The sequence below is a fragment of the Mesorhizobium sp. M2E.F.Ca.ET.219.01.1.1 genome (genome assembly GCF_004016445.2).
GTDB lineage: Bacteria > Pseudomonadota > Alphaproteobacteria > Rhizobiales > Rhizobiaceae > Mesorhizobium.
Map to the genome: position 1 here is coordinate 170,282 of NZ_SADT02000003.1, position 18,664 is coordinate 188,945.

The 18,664-nt window shown below is 64.5% G+C and carries 17 protein-coding genes; 7 read left to right on the top strand and 10 right to left on the bottom strand.

From position 1 onward, the window contains the following. The first annotated feature begins 6 nt into the window (after window positions 1–6). Window positions 7–1,080, top strand: coding sequence for an ABC transporter ATP-binding protein (locus EN862_RS18045; protein WP_127865847.1), 1,074 nt, complete (start codon window positions 7–9; stop codon window positions 1,078–1,080). On the opposite strand, the gene EN862_RS18050 is transcribed toward EN862_RS18045, so the two are convergent. The 5 genes from EN862_RS18050 to EN862_RS18070 all read right to left on the bottom strand — a co-directional run bounded on the left by EN862_RS18050 (window position 1,044) and on the right by EN862_RS18070 (window position 6,179). Continuing rightward, on the bottom strand, window positions 1,044–2,342 hold the full coding sequence (locus tag EN862_RS18050; RefSeq protein WP_127865700.1) for a flavin monoamine oxidase family protein: 1,299 nt from the start codon (window positions 2,340–2,342) through the stop codon (window positions 1,044–1,046). The two genes, EN862_RS18045 and EN862_RS18050, sit on opposite strands and share 37 nt — an antisense overlap. After that, on the bottom strand, window positions 2,339–3,415 hold the full coding sequence (locus EN862_RS18055) for an extracellular solute-binding protein (protein WP_127865699.1): 1,077 nt from the start codon (window positions 3,413–3,415) through the stop codon (window positions 2,339–2,341). Before EN862_RS18055 ends, EN862_RS18050 begins: the two co-directional genes overlap by 4 nt. A 114-nt stretch (window positions 3,416–3,529) precedes the next feature. Further along, window positions 3,530–4,612, bottom strand: a complete 1,083-nt coding sequence (locus EN862_RS18060; RefSeq protein ID WP_127865698.1) for an ABC transporter substrate-binding protein — start codon at window positions 4,610–4,612, stop codon at window positions 3,530–3,532. 82 nt (window positions 4,613–4,694) lie between these two features. Further along, window positions 4,695–5,378 carry a transcriptional regulator BetI gene (gene betI / locus EN862_RS18065; protein ID WP_127865697.1) on the bottom strand — a complete coding sequence of 228 codons (684 nt, stop codon included), beginning with the start codon at window positions 5,376–5,378 and terminating at the stop codon, window positions 4,695–4,697. A 6-nt stretch (window positions 5,379–5,384) separates the two neighbouring features. Then, entirely contained in the window at window positions 5,385–6,179 is a 795-nt protein-coding gene (locus EN862_RS18070) for a methyltransferase domain-containing protein (RefSeq protein WP_127865696.1), read from the bottom strand. 202 nt (window positions 6,180–6,381) lie between these two features. Here EN862_RS18070 and EN862_RS18075 point away from each other — a divergent pair, with 202 nt between their 5' ends. Genes EN862_RS18075 through EN862_RS18090 form a run of 4 tightly spaced genes read left to right on the top strand, consistent with a single transcriptional unit; the run spans window position 6,382 to window position 11,107 of the window. Beyond that, a complete protein-coding gene (locus EN862_RS18075; protein ID WP_127865695.1) occupies window positions 6,382–8,001 on the top strand; it encodes an NAD(P)/FAD-dependent oxidoreductase in 1,620 nt (539 codons plus the stop codon). Further along, entirely contained in the window at window positions 7,988–9,562 is a 1,575-nt protein-coding gene (locus EN862_RS18080; RefSeq protein ID WP_127865694.1) for an NAD(P)/FAD-dependent oxidoreductase, read from the top strand. Before EN862_RS18075 ends, EN862_RS18080 begins: the two co-directional genes overlap by 14 nt. A gap of 46 nt (window positions 9,563–9,608) precedes the next feature. Continuing rightward, window positions 9,609–10,847, top strand: a complete 1,239-nt coding sequence (locus EN862_RS18085) for an aminomethyltransferase family protein (RefSeq protein WP_127865693.1) — start codon at window positions 9,609–9,611, stop codon at window positions 10,845–10,847. Continuing rightward, entirely contained in the window at window positions 10,844–11,107 is a 264-nt protein-coding gene (locus tag EN862_RS18090; RefSeq protein ID WP_127865692.1) for a hypothetical protein, read from the top strand. The genes EN862_RS18085 and EN862_RS18090 overlap by 4 nt, the downstream gene beginning before the upstream one ends. 6 nt (window positions 11,108–11,113) lie before the next feature. Here the strand turns inward: EN862_RS18090 and EN862_RS18095 are convergent, their stop codons facing one another. The 4 genes from EN862_RS18095 to EN862_RS18110 form a co-directional block, all read right to left on the bottom strand. Continuing rightward, window positions 11,114–12,172, bottom strand: coding sequence for a dipeptidase (locus tag EN862_RS18095; protein WP_127865691.1), 1,059 nt, complete (start codon window positions 12,170–12,172; stop codon window positions 11,114–11,116). A 251-nt stretch (window positions 12,173–12,423) separates the two neighbouring features. Beyond that, window positions 12,424–12,723 (bottom strand): GNAT family N-acetyltransferase, encoded by a 300-nt coding sequence (locus EN862_RS18100; RefSeq protein ID WP_027166574.1) that lies wholly within the window; start codon window positions 12,721–12,723, stop codon window positions 12,424–12,426. Beyond that, a complete protein-coding gene (locus EN862_RS18105; protein WP_127865690.1) occupies window positions 12,716–13,354 on the bottom strand; it encodes an alpha/beta hydrolase in 639 nt (212 codons plus the stop codon). The genes EN862_RS18100 and EN862_RS18105 overlap by 8 nt, the downstream gene beginning before the upstream one ends. A 3-nt stretch (window positions 13,355–13,357) precedes the next feature. After that, window positions 13,358–14,290, bottom strand: coding sequence for a VOC family protein (locus EN862_RS18110; RefSeq protein ID WP_127865689.1), 933 nt, complete (start codon window positions 14,288–14,290; stop codon window positions 13,358–13,360). Window positions 14,291–14,501: 211 nt separating this feature from the next. Here EN862_RS18110 and EN862_RS18115 point away from each other — a divergent pair, with 211 nt between their 5' ends. Beyond that, window positions 14,502–16,064: an alkaline phosphatase family protein gene (locus EN862_RS18115; RefSeq protein WP_245519638.1), complete on the top strand. Its 1,563-nt coding sequence runs from the start codon at window positions 14,502–14,504 to the stop codon at window positions 16,062–16,064. 68 nt (window positions 16,065–16,132) lie between these two features. On the opposite strand, the gene EN862_RS18120 is transcribed toward EN862_RS18115, so the two are convergent. Further along, window positions 16,133–17,497 carry a PRC-barrel domain-containing protein gene (locus EN862_RS18120; RefSeq protein WP_127865688.1) on the bottom strand — a complete coding sequence of 455 codons (1,365 nt, stop codon included), beginning with the start codon at window positions 17,495–17,497 and terminating at the stop codon, window positions 16,133–16,135. A 245-nt stretch (window positions 17,498–17,742) separates the two neighbouring features. Between EN862_RS18120 and EN862_RS18125 the strand changes: the two genes are divergently transcribed. Further along, a complete protein-coding gene (locus EN862_RS18125; protein ID WP_127865687.1) occupies window positions 17,743–18,663 on the top strand; it encodes a diacylglycerol kinase family protein in 921 nt (306 codons plus the stop codon). The last annotated feature ends 1 nt before the right edge of the window (window position 18,664 follow it).

The window sequence follows — 18,664 nt, forward strand, 5'->3', positions numbered from 1 at the left end:
CGCACCATGATCGACATCCGCGACGTCACCCGCAGCTACGGATCGTTCAAGGCGCTGGACAACGCCTCGCTGGCGATCCGCGAAGGTGAGTTCTTTTCGCTGCTCGGGCCCTCAGGCTGCGGCAAGACCACGCTGTTGCGCATGATCGCCGGTTTCGACACGCCGACCAGCGGTTCGATCGCCGTCGACGGCCAGCCGATGGACGGCATTCCCGCCAACCGACGGCCTACCAACATGGTCTTCCAGAGCTATGCGATCTTCCCGCATCTCAATGTCGAGCAGAACGTCGCCTATGGGCTGAAGCGGCTTAAGCTCGATGCCGGCGAGGAGAAGCGCCGCGTCGAGGAGGCGCTGGCGCAGGTGTCGCTCACCGGCCTCGGCAAGCGCCGGGCCACCGAGCTTTCCGGCGGCCAGCGCCAGCGCGTGGCTTTGGCCCGCGCCCTGGTCATGCGTCCCAAGGTTCTGCTCCTGGACGAGCCGCTCTCGGCGCTCGACAAGAAGTTGCGCGAGCAGATGCAGGTCGAACTGCGCCGGCTCCAGCAGGCCGTCGGCATCACCTTCGTGCTGGTCACGCATGACCAGTACGAGGCCTTGGCGATGTCCGACCGCATCGCCGTGATGTTCGGCGGCCGCATCGCGCAGGTCGCGTCGCCGAAGGAGATCTACCAGCGCCCGGTCAACCGGCAGGTCGCCGACTTCCTCGGCGGCATGAACTTCGTCAAGGCCGAGATCGTCGAGGAGAACGGCGCTTCGCTGGTGCTCGACACGCTGGGCTTCGGCCGCGTCAGGACCGACAAGCCCAAGGCTTTCATGCGCAATGGCGGCGCGGCGACGCTCGGCATCCGGCCCGAACGCCTGCGCGTTCTGTGGGACAATGCGTCGGCAAAATTCGAGGTCGCCGGCAAGGTCGTCGAACGGCATTATTTCGGCGAGATCACCCATCTGATCGTCGAGATACCGGGGCTCGAAAAACCGCTCTCGGTGACCGAGACCAATGATTTCGGCGCCGACGATATTCCGGTCGGAGCCCCGATCCGCCTCGCCTACGACCCCGAGGCCTTGGTGGCGATGGCGGATTGAATCTTGGCCGCAGCGATGCGTCCCGCGACGATCGCGCCCTCGACATAGCCGGGGAAAGACGGCGAGAGCTCCGAAGCGGCGAAATGGACCGGCGGCGCGCCGGCAAGAATGGTGCGCTCAGCATCGCGCGCAGTCACATCGACGACGAGATCGCTATAGGCGCCGCCGCTCCAGCGGTCATGCGTCCAGTCACGCGCGCTGAAATCGACGATGTCGGCGGCCTGCGGGCCGAGCGCCTGGACAAGCCTCGCGTTGACTTCCGCCTGCAATGCCGCCTCGCCGAGCGAATGCCAGCGCAGCGCGAGCGGCCCGCCGACAAAGACGATAAGCGCGGCGTGATCGGCATCCCTGCTGGCGTCGCAGGCAAAAAGCCCGGGCTGGTCACGCCACATCACCATGCCGCACAGGCCCCGCTCGCGCCAGAAGGGCTTTGCGTAGCGCACCAGGATCTTGATCACCGCGCCGCTTTCCCAGACGCCGAGCGCGCTTGTAAGCTCGGCAGGCAGGGCAGGCGCGAAGTCGAGCTTCGCGGCCGTCGCCGGCGGCAGCGCGATCAGAACCTCGCGCGCTTCGATCGTGGCCGCGCCGGTGCTGATGCGAATGCCTTGCGGGGCGCGCTCGACACGCGTCGCCGCCTGGTTCAGGCGCAGCCGGTCGCCGAGCTCGGCGGCCAGATCCTCGGCCAGCGATTGCATCGTGTCGCCCAGAAAATACTGCAGCTCGAACACCTCGTTGGTGATGCGGCGATCATTGTCGATCAGGTACCAGAGCGGCACCTTATCCGCCGCCAGGCACCACAGGCCCTCGACCAGCGAGCGGAAAGCAGCTTTGGCATCGGCTTCATCATGCTGGCGTTCCAGCCAATCGGCGACGGTCAGCCCGGCAATCGTCGGATCGTCGGGATCGATCCGGTTCATGCGCTCGCGGATCGCCATCGAGACATGATAGGTCCGCTCCGCCCGCGCCGCTGTCATCGACGGATGAGTGATGAACTCGCCTTCGATATAGGTCTCGACGAAGCTCTTGCCCCGCGCCTTGGCCAGCGCCATCAGCTCGGGCATGTCCTGGCATAGGAACTGCCCGCCGCTGTCGATCAGCTCGCCGAGCCCGTTGCGGACGGCCTCCACCCTGCCGCCGACGCGGTCACGCGCTTCGAGCACTAGGAAATCGATACCGGCGCGCTTCAATTCGAGCGCGGCGGAGAGGCCGGTGAAGCCGGCGCCGACGATGACGACGTCGGTTCTTTCAATGATGCTGCTCAATAGCCGGCCTTGATCTTCTCGAACTCGGCGACCATGCGCTGCTTGAGGTCCGGCGCCACCGGCTGCTGGAACAGCGTCTTGTCGAGGAACTTGTCGAGATTGTCGAAGCCGCGCTCGGTGAGCAGTTTCTGGTCCATCGCCGCCATGCCCGCGCTGTTGCCGTGACCGTAGCCAAAGGTCTTCACCATATACTCCGAAACACCCGGCGCGTTGACGGCGCTCAGGAAATCATAGGCCTGGTCGAGCTTGCCCGGCGCATCCTTGAGCAGCACGTAGCCGCACACCCAGGTCGAGATGCCTTCCTTGGTGTCGCGGTTCATGGCGATCGGCATCCCCTGGCCTTTCAGCGTCACATAGGTCTCGTTCCAGCCCCAGACCAGATCGACCTCATTGCCCGTGAAGGCCTGGTTGAGGTCGGTATCGTCCGTCCAGTAGAAGCGGACATTCTTGTGCACGTCGCGCAGGAAGGCCGAGGCTTGGCTGAACTGCTCGTCCGTCATCTTGGTCCAGTCCTTCAGACCGATCACCAGGCTCGCCAGCGCATAGGCGTCATCGACATTGTCGCCGATGGTGACGCGGCCCTTGAACTTCGGGTCGGCGAAGATCTTCAGCGACTGCGCCTCATCCGCCGTCACCTTGTCGGTGCGGTAGAGCAGCGAGGTATTGCCCCAGTCGAAAGGCATGAACCAAGCCTTGCCGTCGGCGGTGGTGGCGAGATCCTTCATCGCCATGATGCCGGGATTGAGATCCTTCCAGCCGGCGATCTTCGAGGTGTCGAGCGGCTGCAGCAACCCGGCCTCGCGCCACTTCACCACGCTTTGCGAGCAGGGATGCGCGATATCGGCCTTGAAGCCGGCGCGTATCTTCTCGAAGGCCTCGTCCTCGTCGCCGAAGAAGGAGAAGGTCGGCTCGGCGCCGTGTTTGGCGGTGTAGGCCGGATGCAGCAGCGGATCCTCGTAACCGGACCAGTCGAAGACGACGAGGTCGCCGCCGCCTTCCGCAAGCGCATAGGCGGTGCCCGCGCCGACGGTGACGAGGGCAGCCAGGGCAAGGCGGCGAAGCATGGTTTTCATGGCGCGAGAAACTCCCCCATCGCGGACGACGCGAGGAAGTTAAGAGAATTCAGAAGCTTTGGCGAGCCCGCTCACTTTGCTCTGCTCGGCAAGCGAGCGGGTCGCTGAATTCGTTCAATAGCCGGCTTTGATCTTCTCGAATTCGGCGATCATCTTGAGCTTGAGCTCCGAAGGCAGCGGCTGCTGGAACAGCGTCTTGTCGACCCACTTTTCGACGTTGTCGTAGCCCTTTTCCTTCAGGATCGCCGGGTCGACGCCGGCCATGCCCTTGGCATTGGCCTGGCCGTAACCCCAGTCCTTGACCAGCGTCTTGGCGACTTCCGGATCGTTGACGGCGTTGAGGTAGTCATAGGCCTTGTCGACATTGCCGGGCGCGTCCTTGAACAGCACGTAGCCGCACACCCACGTCGAGATGCCTTCGTCGGTGTCCTTCTTGGACTTGATGGGCACGCCCGCGGCGACCGACTGCACGGTGGCGTCGTTCCAGGCCCAGGCGAGGTCGACCTCGCCGCCGGAGAGCAATTGCACGATGTCGGTGGTGTCGGTCCAGTAGGAGCGCACATTCTTGTGCACCTGGCGCAGGAAGTCGGACGCCTGTTTGAACTGCTCGTCCGTCATCTTGGTCCAGTCCTTCAACCCGATGGCGAGGCTGGCCAGCGCATAGGCATCGTCGACATTGTCGCCGATCGAGACCCTGCCTTTGTATTTGGGATCGGCGAACACCTTCAGCGACTGCACGTCCTTTTCGGCGATCTTGTCGGAATTGTAGGTGAGCTGGGTGTCGCCCCAGTCCCAGGGCATGAACCAGGCCTTGCCGTCGGGCGTGGTGGCGAGATCCTTCATCGCCATGATGCCGGGATTGAGGTCTTTCCAGCCGGCGATCTTCGAAGTGTCGAGCGGCTGTAAGAGCCCGGCCTCGCGCCACTTCACCACGCTTTGCGAGCAGGGATGGCCTAGATCGGACTTGAAGCCGGAGCGGATCTTTTCGAACGCCTCGTCCTCGTCGCCGAAGAAGGCGAAGGTCGGCGAGTCGCCGTTCTTCTCGACATATTTGCCGTGGAAGCTCGGATCCTCGTCGCCGGACCAGTCGAACACGATCAGGTCCTTGTCGGCGGCAACGGCGAACGCCGCTGCCGAAGCCGCGAGCGCGCCGCCAAGCGCCAGGGTCAAAGTCAGGCGTCGGCTGAGTTTCTTCATGCTGTTCCCATCCTCTTTTTGGTTTTGCCGGTCTTGTTTGGCCGGCTGTTGCTAACCCGGCATTTGCTAGCCCCAGTTCTCGCTAGCCATAGTGTTTCGGGAAGGCGGCGGCCAAAAACGCATTCGCCGCCTGCAGCGCGGTCTCTCGGGTGGTGTCCTCCGTCCCCATCATCAGCCGCAGCCACAGACCCTCGAGCATGGCGCTGAGCGCGAGCGCGATGGCCTGGGGGTCATAGGCGTAACCGCCGCTCTGTTTGAGCGTCGCGCAGAGATCGATGAAGACCTGCTGATAGTAATTGTCGCGCGAGCTGCTCAGCGCCTGGTAGGTCGGCCGCGACTTTGCCTCGCCCCAGAAGGCGAGCCAGGCGGCGAGCTTGCGCTTGTTGCAGATCGAGCGGTCGAAATCGGCCCAGACCAGATACTGCAGCTGCCTGGCCGGATCGTCGCCGGCCTTCTGCAAGGCGGTGCGCCAATGCGCCGAATACTCGTCATACATGTGCTGCAGCGTGGCGATGAGCAGCTTTTCCTTGCTCTCGAAATGGAAGTTGACGATGCCGCGCGACAGGCCCGCGCCGTCGGCCACGTCAGCCATCGTCGTTTCGGCATAGCCACGCTTGGCCAGTGAATCGATCGTGGCCTCGATCAGTTGCAACCGCCGGACCTCTTTCGAGGCCTTGCGGCCGCGCTTTTCGGCATCGCCTTTTTGCGACGTTTCGGAGAGAGCATCGCTCGCCTCGGTGTTCATGGGTGTGACGGTCTCCAGCATGGCCGGCTATCCAACCGGCTTCCAACCGCGCAGATGAGTGGGGCGGTGCTCGCCACTGTCAAGCACCTTCTGCATCGCCTCCCAGGTCCTGATGTTCTTGTCGACATAGGCCGCGCCGACCGCTGCCGCGGCCTGCGCGTAGAGCGGCCCCTTGAGCCGCAAAAGCTCTTCGCGGGCGACCTCGCGGTACCATGGATTGCGGTCGCGCACCGTGATGTCGGTGAAGCCGGCGCGCCGCATCGCCTCGGCGTAGCGCGCCGGCGAGGCCATGGCGAAGGAGAGCCCCTCGGCCGCGACATAGGCCTTCATCTCAGGCGACGGTTCTCCGTCATGCGAGATCATCCAGTTCGACGCGGCAAAGACTCCGCCCGGCTTCATCACCCGAAAAATCTCGGCGAACAGCGCGTCCTTGTCCGGCACATGCAAAAGCGCGTCCTTGGAGAAGACGACGTCGAAGGAAGCATCGGCGAAGGGCAGCGGCCCCGGCGGCGCCTGGACGAAGCCGACGCGGTCGTCGAGGCCCTGCCTGATCGCCCCTCGCCTCGCCGCCTCGATCACCGGCTTTTCGACGTCGAAGCCGGTGGCTCGAGCCGCGCCGTGCGCTGCCACCAGATGCAGAGTGATGCCGCCGGCGCCGCAGCCGATATCGAGGATCGTCTTGCCCCTGAGCGATAGGCCTTCGACCACGCGGTCGACCTCTTCAGGACCGCCCGGCGACAGGTAGCCCTCGCCCCACAACGCCTCCAAGAAGCGGATGGCGGTGTCGTCATATTCCGGCTCGGCGTCAGCCGTCTCGATCATCGGATCCTCAACCCAAAATGCCGATGTGGATCAGTCCAGAGATACGGGCAAAGCCTAGCGCATTAACGGGAAAACGCAACATCATTTGTTGAACATTCATTCAATATAGCTGGACAAAAAGCCGTTAGCCGTGCCAAATTCGGCGCATCGGGGAACAACCAGCCCAGAAAAAGAAGGGCGACCAGATGGAGGGTGAGCGCGCATGAAGGCATGGGACGCGATCGTCATCGGCGGCGGCCACAACGGCTTGGTCAACGCCTGCTACCTGCAGCGCGCTGGGCTCGACGTGCTGGTTCTCGAGAAGAACGACTGGATCGGCGGCGCCGCCACCAGCCGCGAGCTGACACCGGGCTTCCTCTATTCCAACTGCTCCTATGTCTGCTCGCTGTTCCGGCCCGAGATCATGCGCGACCTGGAGCTGCCGCGCTTCGGCCTGCAGGTCATCTCCTATGAAGGCGGCGCCGTGTTCACGCGCGACGGCGACTATCTCGCCAACTACCGCGACCATGACGCGCATCGCCGCGAGTTCGCCCGCTTCTCGAAGCGAGACGCCGAGGCCTATGACCGCTATTCGCGCGACGTCACCAGGCAGTGCCGCTTCATCCAGCCGCTTTTGATGCGCACCGCCCCCGACCCGACCAGTTTTAGGCCGCGCGACCTGGGTGAACTGCTCTATCTGGGGAAAAAGTTCGCAGGTCTCTCGGCCGAGGAGATGGCGCTCACCCTGCGCTTCTGGACGATGTCGATCTCCGACTTCCTCGATGAGTATTTCGAGACCGACGTCATCAAGGCGAACTTCGCGCTCTCCGGCATCATCGGCACGGCGCTCGGGCCGATGTCGCCCGGCACCGCCTATGTGCTGCTGCACCACTATATGGGCGAGGTCGACGGCTCGGTCGGCGCCTGGGGCTATGCGCGCGGCGGCATGGGCGCCGTCACCAAGGCGCTGGCCGCCTCCTTCAAGGCTTCAGGCGGCACCATCCGCACCGGCGCCGAGGTCGATCATGTGCTGATCAGGAACGGCAATGCCAAGGGCGTGGTGCTGGCCGGCGGCGAGGAGATTTACGGCAAGCTCGTCATCTCCAACGCCGACGTCAAACGCACCTTCCTGAAGCTGGTCGAAGAGAAGGAACTGCCCGACATCTTCCTGCGCCGTGTGCGGAATTTCAAAATCCGCGGCTCGTCAGGCAAGGTCAACATCGCGCTGGACTCCCTACCCGAGTTTCCGGCTCTGCCGAAAGACTCGCCGGTCTACCGCGCCGATATGCATTTCACCGATTCCATCGAGCGCATGGAGCGCGCCTATGACGACTGGAAGGCCGGGCGCTGGTCGGCCGATCCCTTCCTCGACATGATGATCCCGACCACGCTCGACCCGACCACGGCGCCGCCCGGCAAGCATTTCATGAGTTGTTTCGTGCAATACGCGCCGCCCAAGTTAGACGGGCGCGACTGGACCGACGCCGACCGCGACGGCTTCGCCGAAAGCGTGATTTCCCAGATCGCGCAATATTCGCCCGGCTTCCGCGACCGCATCGTCCACATGGAAGTGCGCACGCCGCGCGAGATCGAGGCCGAGGTCGGCCTCACCGAAGGCAACATCTTCCAGGGCGAGCTCACCTTCGACCAGCTGCTCTTCAACCGCCCAGTGCCGGGCTACGCGCAATACCGTTCGCCGGTCGGCGGCCTCTATATGTGCGGCTCCTCCACGCACCCGGGCGGCGGCGTCATGGGCGCGCCGGGACGCAACGCCGCCGCCGAGATCCTGCGCGATCTTGCCAAGCCAACCTTGCATATGAGCCCGGCCCATGACGTCATCTGATTTGAACTGGGACGCCATCGTCATCGGCGGCGGCCACAACGGCCTCGTCGCCGCCGCCACACTGGCCAAGTCCGGCCGCAAGGTGCTGCTGCTCGAAGCCGGCAACGAGGTCGGCGGCGCCGCGCGCACCGAGGAATTCGCGCCGGGCTTCCGCGTATCGGCCGTCGCGCATCTGCTCAACCGCCTGCATCCCGATGTGGTGAAGACGCTGGAGCTGGAACGCCACGGGCTGACGATCGAACGCGGCGACTTCGTGCCGTCGGTGGCACTGTCGAAGGACGGCCCGCTTACGCTGCACGACGCCTATGGTGAGGTGTTGACCGGCGCGAGCCCTGCGGAACAATCCGCCTGGAAGGAACTGCGCGCGCAGCTGCTGCGCTATGCCGGCGTGCTGAAGCCGTTCCTGTCGCGCCGGCCGCCTGACCTCGGCAACATGTCGCTTGCCGAAATGACCGGACTTGGCCAGACCGCGCTGGCGCTGAAGCGGCTCGGCAAAGAAGACATGCGCGACTTCCTGCGCGTGCTTCTGATGAACGTCTACGATCTGCTCGACGAACAGCTTTCGGACGACCGGCTGAAGGGCCTGCTTGCTTTCGACGCCACACTTGGCTCGCATCTCGGCCCGCGCTCGCCGACCTCGCTGCTTGGCCTCTATTACCGGCTTGCCGGCGAGATCGGCGGCCTTGCCGGCGCGCAAGTCCAGCCGAAAGGCGGCATGGGCGCCGTCGTCGCCGCCATCCGCGCCGCGGCGGAAAAGGCCGGCGTTTCCATCCGCCACGCATCGCCGGTCGCCAGGGTGATCGTTGAAAAGGGCCGCGCCGTCGGCGTGGTCACGCAGACCGGCGAGACGCTGCGCGCAAAGACCGTCGTTTCCGCCGTCAACCCGGCGACGACGATCCTCGATCTGGTCGGCCCGCGCGAGGTCGACACCGGCTTCGTGCGCAAGGTGAAGAACATCCGCATGAAGGGCGACGCAGCCAAGCTCCATCTGGCGCTCGACCGGCCGCCGCAATTTACCGGCGTCGATGCCGCCGGCCACAAGGGCCGCCTCGTCATCGCCCCCTCGCCCGACCATGTCGAGCGCGCCTTCAACCCATCGAAATATGGTGAGTTTTCTCCGGAGCCGGTGATGGAGATCACGCTGCCCAGCCTCGTCGATCCATCGCTCGCTCCGCCCGGCGCCTGCGTGCTCTCAGCGGTGGTGCAATACGCGCCCTATGCGTTGAAAGAGGGCTGGACCGCCGGCAAGCCGAAATTCCTCAAGGCGATCATGGGTGAGCTCGAAGCCTATGCGCCCGGCATCGGCGCGACGGTGCGCCACGCCGAGCTCCTGACGCCCGCCGATATCGAGGCGCGCTACCGCATGCCCGGCGGCCACTGGCACCATGGCGAGTTGCAGGCCGACCAGATGCTGATGTCGCGGCCGGTCTCCGGCTGGTCGGGCTATGACACACCGCTCGAAGGACTGTTCCTTGCCGGCGCCGGCTCGCATCCCGGCGGCGGCATCTCCGGCGCGCCCGGCCTCAACGCCGCGCGCCGCATCATCGCGATGAGGGCATGAGGATGAAATTCGTCGAAGTAGCGCTCCACGGCGAAGGAACGCCGTCATGAACCATCATCCCACGATCAAGCCGTCAACCGACGCCCGCACAGCAGCCCAATCCCACTTCCGCACGCTGCGGTTGGGCACTCCCTTCCAGCCGCGCATCGACGCGCTGGGGCTGAAGCAGGACTGGTACAGCTGGGCCGGCTACCGCGCGCCGCATTCGCTGTGGGACGAGGAGCTGGAATATTTCGCCATCCGCAGCCAGGCGGCGCTCTTCGACATCTCGCCGATGACCAAATACCGGATCGAGGGCCCGGACGCCGAGGCCTATCTCGACCGCGTCACGCTGCGCGACGTGACCAAACTGAAACCGGGCCGCGTCCACTACACCGCCTGGTGCGACGACGAGGGTTTCGTGCTTGATGACGGCACGCTATTCCGGCTGTCGCCGACACGCTTCCGTCTGTGCTCGCAGGAGCGGCATCTGCCCTGGCTGCTCGACAGCGCTTTTCGGTACGATGTGACTGTCGAGGAAGAGACCGAGGCCGTCGCCGGCCTGGCGCTGCAAGGCCCGACTTCCTTCGCCATCCTGCGCGACGCGGGCTTTGCCGGCGTCGAGCGGCTGAAGGTTTTCGACCTTGCCGAGTTCGCACATGACGGCGCGACCGTCACCATCTCGCGCACCGGTTTCACCGGCGATCTCGGCTACGAGCTGTTCGTGCCGGCCGACAAGGCGCTGAGCCTCTGGGACCGGCTGATGACGGCGGGCGAGCTGCGCGGCATCCGCGCCATCGGCTATACCGCGCTGAACCGCGCACGGCTGGAAGCCGGGCTGATCGTCGCCAATGCCGACTTCACCACGTCCGAGCATGCCATTCGCACCGACCACCTGCGCATGCCGGACGAGATCGGCCTCGGCTTCATGATCGATCCGGACAAGGGACACTTCAACGGCCGCCGCGCCATCCTCGAAGCACGCGCCAGGAAGAAGCTGCGCCACGTGCTGGTCGGGCTGGAGATCGAAGGCAACATCCCGGCCGAGCACGCCATCGTCTATTATCGCAAAAGCCAGGAGGTCGGGCTGGTCAGCGCGGCGATGTGGTCGCCTATGGCCAAGCGCAACATCGCGCTCGCCTCGCTGCAGCGGCCTTATGGCGATACGATCGTCGACGACCTCTGGGTCGAGATTTACGCCATGCGCGAGCTGCAGTACCAGAAGCTGATGAAGAAGGCGAAGGCGGTGCCGCGGCCCTTCATCAAGCTCGACCGCCGCACCGCCAACCTGCCGGCGGACTTTTGACCGTGGCAAGCGAAGCGGAAGAGCTGGAGGCGGAAGCCGCCGAACAATGGCAGCTGGTCAACACGCCGCTCGGCGAGATGTGGTCCGGCCGCACCCGCTACGCGGCGGCCATGTTCTTCTTCAAGCGCGGCGAGATGAACGCCGAGACGCTGGAAGTCTACCGCATCTGCGCCCGGCTCGATCATGAAGATCCCTTGCCGATCATCCGCGACCGCGGCGTCGGCAAGGAATGGCTGAAGCGGATGGGCTACGCGCAGTAGGCGCGCTTACCCGATCGTCCTTTCCAGCACGCTCAACCAGTTCCGATAAGCGATCTTCTCGATCAGCGCGCGGCCGAAACCGCGCGCGGCGAGCGCGTCGATGAGCTTGGGCAGGCCGGCGACGTCGCCGATGGGGGCCGGGATCATGGCGCCGTCGAAATCGGAGCCGAGGCCGACGCCGTCCTCACCCAGCGCCTGCAAGAGCGAGTCGATATGGCGCACCATGATGTCGATGCTGGTGTCGGCATTCATCCTTCCGTCCTCGCGCAGGAAGCCGGTGGCGAAGTTCAGGCCCACCATGCCGCCCGATGCGCGGATCGCGCCGAGCTGCCAGTCGGTCAGGTTGCGCGAATGGCCGCAGATCGCATGCACGTTGGAATGGGTGGCAACCAGCGGCGCGTCGCTCAAGCCCGCCACGTCGCGAAACCCCTTCTCGTTGAGATGTGACAGGTCGATCATGATCCTGAGCTTGTTGCACGCCTTGACCAGCGCCTTGCCGGCATCGGTGAGGCCGGGTCCGGTGTCGGGCGATGAAGGAAAGCGGAACGGCACGCCGTTGCCGAAAGCATTCGGCCGGCTCCAGACGATGCCCAGCGAGCGCAGGCCGGCGGCGTGCAGCACGTCGAGCATGGCAAGCCCCGGATCGATCGCCTCGACGCCTTCGATGTGGAACACGGCCGCGACCGAGCCTTTCGCCATGGCGGCGCGAACATCGCCGGCGCTGCGGCAGACGGTCAGCGCGCCGGCGCGCTCCAACCGGAACAGGATCGAAGCCATGCCGATGGTGGAGGTGATCGCTTCCGCCTGCGGCAGCTCGGGCGGCAACGGCTCGTTGTCGCTCGGCGCCGGCGGCACGGCGCTGCGTTTCGACTTCTCGACCGGCGGCGGAAAGATCGCGAACATGCCGCCGGCAAAGCCGCCCTTCCTGGCGCGCGGCAGGTCGATATGGCCGCCCGGCGTCCCTTCGATGAACAGTTTTTCGACATCGGCTTCCTTCGACTGGTAGAGCCGAAGCAGCGTGTCGTTATGTCCGTCGAAAACGGGGATCAGGTCGGTATCGGTCATCAGGGGAGCCATTCAAATCAGTGACGGGCGGGACGTTCGTCCGAGCGAACCGTCAACTTAGGCAAGATGACCGGGCGGTGCAAATGCGAAGGCTGGCTCTTTTCCTTCTCCCCCTGTGGGAACTGAGGAACTGGGGAACTGAGGAATTGAAGAAGCGACGTCACGTCGGACGCTGAGCTTTTCTAAAATTCCCCAGTTCTTCAGTTCTTCAATTCCTCAGTTCCCGCATGGGGAGAAGGGAGAGGCCGCGCTCACTGTTTCAGCACATCCGCCCATTCCGGATGGCGGCGGAACTGGGCGTTGGCGAAGGGGCAGAGCGGGATGATCTTCTTGCCGGCGGCGCGCGCGTCCTCGACGGCGCGGGTGACGAGCCGAAGCCCGGCGCCCTGGCCGCGAAACACGTCAGGCACCTCGGTGTGATCGATGATGAGCTGGTGCTCGCCGATCTTGGTGAAGGTCATCTCGGCCTCGGCGCCGCCGGGGCCGCGCAGCACATAGCGCCCCTTGGAACCGCGGTCTTCCAGTTCGATCTCGGGCAATTGGTCAGCCATTTCGCTTGTCTCCTTCGACAGCCGGCGCCGGCGCAAAGAGCCGCCGCGCCGCTTCGATTTCATTCGGCCGAACCTCATGCCCGCCGTCGTGCCATTCCACTGTGACATCGGCGCCGTCGGCGCGCAAATAGGCCTCCAGCCGCGACGTCAAATTGGGCGGGCAGATCGGATCGCGCCTGCCGGCCGTGATCAGGATATGGCGACCGGCAAGGCTGCCCTGGACACGAGGCTCGAACGGGATCAGCGGATGCATCAGCGCCGCGGCGTCGAACAGGCCGGGCTCGGCGAACACCACCGAAGCCAGGATGTTGGCGCCATTGGAGTAGCCGAGGCCGAACACCGCCGAAGGCTTTGCCGCCTCGACATGCGCCTTGACGAAGCCCGCCATCTTCGCTGTCGCGCGCGCCAGGTCGTCCATGTCGTAGACGCCCTCGCCGGTGCGGCGGAAGAAACGGGCAGCGCCATGCTCCGATACGTCGCCGCGCGGCGAGATGATCGTCGCCGAAGGCACAAGCTCGCGGCCGAAGCCGAGAAGCTGGTTCTCGTCCGCGCCGGTGCCGTGGAAGACGAAGAGCAGCGGGCTGCCCGGCGAACCGGGCAGCATTTTGTGGATGTAAGCGTCCTTGCTCATGGCTCAGTCTTCCAACTTCTGCAGGTGTTCTTCGAGATAGGGCCTCAGATGCTGATGCTGCGACGGCAGCTTCAGCGCCTCGCCAAGATGCGCGGTGTCCTCGTCGCGGTCGAAGCCCGGCTCATTGGTGGCCACCTCGAACAGCACGCCGCCCGGCGTGCGGAAATAGATCGCCCAGAAATAGTCGCGATCGATGACCGGTGTCACGCCGTAGCCGGTGTCGACCAGCGCCTTGCGCACCTCGAGCTGCTTGGCGCGATCCTCGACCGCGAAGGCGACGTGGTGCACCGAGCCGGCGCCGAGATTGGCAAAGCCTGCGCCCGGCAGCGATTCGATGTCGACGACATCGGCGCCATTGCCGTTCTTGATCGCCAGCCGGCGGACGTTGCCGGACTTGTCGACCTCCTCATAGCCCATGAACTTCAAGAGCTCCTCGGTGGCGCCGCCATCCTTCAGCCGGAGCGAGACCGAGTGAAAGCCGCGGATCGCCTCGTCGGAGGGAACGCCGCCCTTGACCCAGGGCGCTCTGCTGTCGGCCTTGTCCTCGACGAGGGCAAAACTGTCGCCGTCCGGACCGGTAAAGGTGAGCCGCTTTTCGCCGAAGCTTTCGGTGCGGGCGACATTGCCGACGCCCTCATCGGCGAAGCGCTTTTCCCAATAGGCGAGCGTGCCTTCGGGCACCGAGAACACCGTCGTGCCGACCTCGCCCACGCCGTGCCGGCCCTTGCCGATATCGGGGAACGGGAAATAGGTCATCACCGAACCCGGCGTGCCGACCTCGTCGGCATAGTAGAGGTGGTAGACATCCGGCGCGTCGAAATTGACGGTCTTCTTCACCCGGCGCAGGCCGAGCTTTTTCGTGAAGAACTCATTGTTGCGGCGTGCATCGCTCGCCATCGAGGTGACGTGATGCAGGCCCTGGATCTGGTTGAGCATGATCGCTCCTTCCTTTGTTCTTGCGCGGCCCTCGCCGCTGTCCACGCCAATATGAGGATAGGCGGGCCAGCGGCAAAGCGGTCAAACACAGAATGGACTGTGTCATAAAAGTGAACGACTGTTCGAAATATGTTCACCAATCTATCACTGTCGCTGGCTTGCGCCGCCGATGATTTCCGTTCCATCTGAGCGCTTCCACAAGGAGACGATCTTGGACCACCAGCCTCGACGCCCGAATGTTCTCCTCATCACCTGCGACCAATGGCGTGGCGATTGCCTGTCGGCGGCCGGCCATCCGGTGGTGAGGACGCCGAATGCGGATGCGCTCGCCGCCGAGGGCGTGCTCTTCCGCCGACATTATGGCGGGGCAGCGCCTTGCTCTCCAGCCCGCGCCTGTCTCTATACCGGCCTCTACCAGATGAACAATCGCGTCTGCCGCAACGGCACGCCGCTCGACGCGCGCCATGGCAACATCGCGCTTTCGGCGCGCGCCGCGGGCTACGATCCAACCCTGTTCGGCTACACCGATGTCTCCCTCGACCCCCGCCAGCTTGCGGCGGGGGATCCGCGCCTGCGCAGTTATGAAGGCGTGCTGCCCGGCTTCACCGTGCGGCAGGCCCTGCCCGAGCATCAGAAGCAGTGGCTGTCATGGCTGCGCGCGCAAGGCATAGACACAAGCGCCGGAAGCCCCGGCATCCACCGTCCGGCCGAAGGGCAGCCGGAACGCGACGTCACCAACGCGCCGCCGGTCTATTCGAAGGACCAGACGCCGAGCGCCTTCCTGGCCGGCGAATTCATCCGCTGGCTTGGCGAGCAGGAGAAGCGCGCGCCATGGTTCGCGCATATCTCCTTCATCAGCCCGCACCCGCCTTTCATCGTGCCGGAGCCCTACAACACCATGTATGATCCGGCCCAAGGTCCTGCCTTCAAGCGCGCGGCAAACCCCCAAGCTGAAGCCGCGAGCCACCCCTACCTCGCCTACGATCTCGCCCTCCAGAAAAGAACGAAATTCATTCCGGGCATGGAGGGTAACGTGCCGGACTGGAGCGAGGAGAATTTTCGCCGCATCCGCGCGATCTATTACGGCATGATTTCGGAGATCGACGCGCAGCTCGGCCGCCTCTGGCAGGCGATCAAGTCGGTGGGCGCCTGGGACGACACCGTCATCGTGCTGACCTCCGACCACGCCGAGATGATGGGCGACCATTTCATGCTCGGCAAAGGCGGCTTCTTCGATGGCAGCTACCACATTCCGTTGATCGTCCGCGACCCGCGCCGGAGCGCCGCGGCCGGTTCATCCGTGGATCATTTCACCGAAGCCGTCGACGTATTTCCCACCTTGCTCGACCTGATCGGCGCCGCGCCGCAGCGCCATCTCGACGGCTGCTCGCTTACGCCGTGGCTTGACGGCGACCGGCCCGGAAACTGGCGCAACGCCGCGCATTGGGAGTTCGACTTCCGCACTGTCGCGGAAGGCGAAGCCGAACGCCATTTCGGTATGGAATCGCGCGACTGCAACCTCGCCGTCATCCGCTCGGCCGACTTCAAATATGTCCATTTCGGTGGCGGCCTGCCGCCGCTTCTGTTCGACCTGTCGAAAGACCTGGGAGAACTGAACAACGTGGCGAACGACCAAGCCTATCTGCCGGTACGGCTGGCGTTCGCGGAGAAGATGCTCGCCTGGCGCGCCGCTCACCTCGATCAGTCGCTGGCGCTGGCGGAGCTGACGGACGATGGCGTGGCTGGATACGTTGCCAAGGCAGTAGGGCAGTAAGGCAATAGGGCAGTATGGGAACCGCTACCTACTGCCCTACTGCCCTACTGCCCTACTGCCCTATTCCCTTACTTCAACATCATCCGCTGCTGGTCGCGATTGGCGGCATAACTGCTCTTGTCATAGGCCGTCTGCGCCTGCAGCTGTTCCTTGGTGAAGTTGGTGTAGAGGTATTTGTTGCCGTTCTTGTCGGTCATGAATTTGAGCTTGTCCATGCCGACCGCCACTTCCTTGGCGCCGATGCCGAGGAAACCGCCGACGTTGACGATCACCGCGTCCGGCTTTTTGTCGGGCGTCAGCACGACATCGCCGATGGTACCGATCTTGGCGTCGTTGGCGCCATAGACCGTCGTCCCCTTAAGATCGTCGACCCTGATATTGCCCATGGGCATTTCCGTCAGCGTCGACTTGTCGATCGAAGCGGTCTTGGTCGCGTCTGTAGCAGCAGCGCCGGTATCGGCCGGCTTGTTTTCAGCCGTGCTCTGGGCCGGCGGCGTCGCAGGCTTGGTCTCCGCGGTCGACTTGGCAGGCTCTGCTGGCTTGGCCCCCTTGTCGGAGGTCGTGTCCGAAGACACCACCGCAGGCGTGGTCGCTGCAGGAGCGTTGTTCGCGGCCGCCGTCGTGGCCGGTGCCGGATCATAGGCCTTGCGGTCGAAGTCCGGCTGGGCCTGAAGCTGCTCCTTCGTCGTCTCGGCCACCAGCCAGCGATCACCGTTCTTCTCGGCCCACTTGGCCTTGTCGAAGTCATAGGTGACGTTCTTCGTGCCGATGCCGAGGAAGCCGCCGACACCGATCACCAGCGAGTCCGCCTTGCCGTCCTTGGCAAGCACGATGTCCTTCACGTCGCCGATCTTCTGGGCATCGTCCGCGGTGCCATTATAGACCGACTCGCCCATGATGTTGGAGGCAAGGTTGCCCTCGGCCTTCTTCACCGGCTCGGCCGGTGCGGCCGCCGGAGCCTGGGCTGTCGTCGTGTTGTTGGCAGGCTGCGTTGTATTGGCCGACTGCGCCGGGGCCGGGTCATAAGGCTTGCGGTCGAAGGCCGGCAGGGCGTTCAGCTCATCCTTGGTCGACTTAGCGACCAGCCAGCGGTCGCCGTTCTTTTCGGCCCATTCCAGCTTCGCGTAGTCGAAGGCGACGTCCTTTTTGCCGACGCCGAGAAAACCGCCAACCCCGATGATGGCGGATTTGGCCTTGCCGCCGGAATCGAAGACGACGTCATCGACCTTGCCGATGTTCTGGGCATCGTCACCAGTGCCATTATAGACGGACTCGCCGATGATGTTGGACATCAGCGCGCCGTCGGCGCGCGGCACCGGAGCCGTGTTTTGGGTCGCTGGGGTCTGTTGCGCCGGCGCGGGCGCCGTCTGCGCATAAGCGCCGGTTGCGAGCAGTGTAGCGATCGCGGTGGTTGCAAAAAGAGTGCGGATCATGATGGTCTCTCCTCGTGCCTGATTTGTGCATGGCGGTCACGCGGCCAGCCGCTGAACGGCGGGCCGGGAGCGGCAGTGTCTACAGGTTCACAACGTCGTGACCGAGGTGTTGTTCCAACCACGACCCCGTCCACCAGCCTCTGGGTTGCTAAAGCTCCGTGGAACCTTTGCGGCCGCATCCTCGTTCCAGCCTGCGGCTGAGGGGCCAGGCGGCTCAAGCCGCCTGAAGGGAATACGGAGTTGGTATGCGGTTTGCTGCGGTGCTTAATCGGGACGGCGGCACGCTCCGCACCGTCGACATGGAAGCTTTTTCCGGACAGTTACGTCAGACGCTTGAAGCGGCGGGACATTCGGTCGAGATCGACATCGTTGCCGGCCGGGATGTCGCTACCGCGCTGGCGAAGGCCATCGCCAGGCGCAACATCGACGTAGTCCTTGCCGGTGGCGGCGACGGCACGATCTCGACCGCGGCGTCCCTTCTCATGAACAAGAAGAAGGCGCTGGCCATCTTACCTGCAGGGACAATGAACCTCTTCGCGCGGGGCCTGGGCATTCCGCAGACATTGGAGGCAGCGCTGCAGTCCTTTGCCGATGGCGAGGTGATCGCCGTCGACATGGCGAGCGCCAATGGCCAGCCTTTCGTGCATCAGTTCTCGGTCGGCATGCATGCCAAAATGGTCCAGCTGCGCGAGAAAATGGATTTCGGCTCGCGCCTTGGAAAGATGCAGGCCTCCGTGCGCGCCGCCTGGGCGGCGATCAAGAATCCACCGGCGCTGAAAGTCAGCCTGAGCATTGGCAAGGCCGAGATCGTGACGCGCACGACGGGCATCGGCATCTCCAACAATCTGTTCGGGGAAGGCCACCTGCCCTATGCGGACAATCCGGCCGGCGGCGTGCTCGGCATCTATGTCAGCATCGCGCGCCGACGTCACCATTTGGCAAAGCTGCTGCTCGACATGCTGCGCGGCCGGCTGCGGCAGAGCGCGCATGTGGAAGTTCATCAGGCCCGCATGGTTGTCCTGAAGGTCCTCTCGCCCGCCAGGAAATTCAGCGCCGTCCTCGACGGCGAACTGATCAGGCTCGAGCGCGAAACCACGATCGAAATCCACCCCGGCGCGTTGAAAGTGCTGGTTCCGTCAAGCGGCGTCAACGCAAAGGCAGCTTGAA

What these genes read in the sequence shown, in the direction of transcription:
- EN862_RS18055 (WP_127865699.1), bottom strand. Translation starts at nt 3,415, where the DNA reads ATGAAAACCATGCTTCGCCGCCTTGCCCTGGCTGCCCTCGTCACCGTC.
- EN862_RS18095 (WP_127865691.1), bottom strand. Translation starts at nt 12,172, where the DNA reads ATGACCGATACCGACCTGATCCCCGTTTTCGACGGACATAACGACACG.
- EN862_RS18125 (WP_127865687.1), top strand. Translation starts at nt 17,743, where the DNA reads ATGCGGTTTGCTGCGGTGCTTAATCGGGACGGCGGCACGCTCCGCACC.
- EN862_RS18075 (WP_127865695.1), top strand. Translation starts at nt 6,382, where the DNA reads ATGAAGGCATGGGACGCGATCGTCATCGGCGGCGGCCACAACGGCTTG.
- EN862_RS18110 (WP_127865689.1), bottom strand. Translation starts at nt 14,290, where the DNA reads ATGCTCAACCAGATCCAGGGCCTGCATCACGTCACCTCGATGGCGAGC.
- EN862_RS18060 (WP_127865698.1), bottom strand. Translation starts at nt 4,612, where the DNA reads ATGAAGAAACTCAGCCGACGCCTGACTTTGACCCTGGCGCTTGGCGGC.
- betI (WP_127865697.1), bottom strand. Translation starts at nt 5,378, where the DNA reads ATGCTGGAGACCGTCACACCCATGAACACCGAGGCGAGCGATGCTCTC.
- EN862_RS18105 (WP_127865690.1), bottom strand. Translation starts at nt 13,354, where the DNA reads ATGAGCAAGGACGCTTACATCCACAAAATGCTGCCCGGTTCGCCGGGC.
- EN862_RS18045 (WP_127865847.1), top strand. Translation starts at nt 7, where the DNA reads ATGATCGACATCCGCGACGTCACCCGCAGCTACGGATCGTTCAAGGCG.
- EN862_RS18085 (WP_127865693.1), top strand. Translation starts at nt 9,609, where the DNA reads ATGAACCATCATCCCACGATCAAGCCGTCAACCGACGCCCGCACAGCA.
- EN862_RS18100 (WP_027166574.1), bottom strand. Translation starts at nt 12,723, where the DNA reads ATGGCTGACCAATTGCCCGAGATCGAACTGGAAGACCGCGGTTCCAAG.
- EN862_RS18120 (WP_127865688.1), bottom strand. Translation starts at nt 17,497, where the DNA reads ATGATCCGCACTCTTTTTGCAACCACCGCGATCGCTACACTGCTCGCA.
- EN862_RS18080 (WP_127865694.1), top strand. Translation starts at nt 7,988, where the DNA reads ATGACGTCATCTGATTTGAACTGGGACGCCATCGTCATCGGCGGCGGC.
- EN862_RS18070 (WP_127865696.1), bottom strand. Translation starts at nt 6,179, where the DNA reads ATGATCGAGACGGCTGACGCCGAGCCGGAATATGACGACACCGCCATC.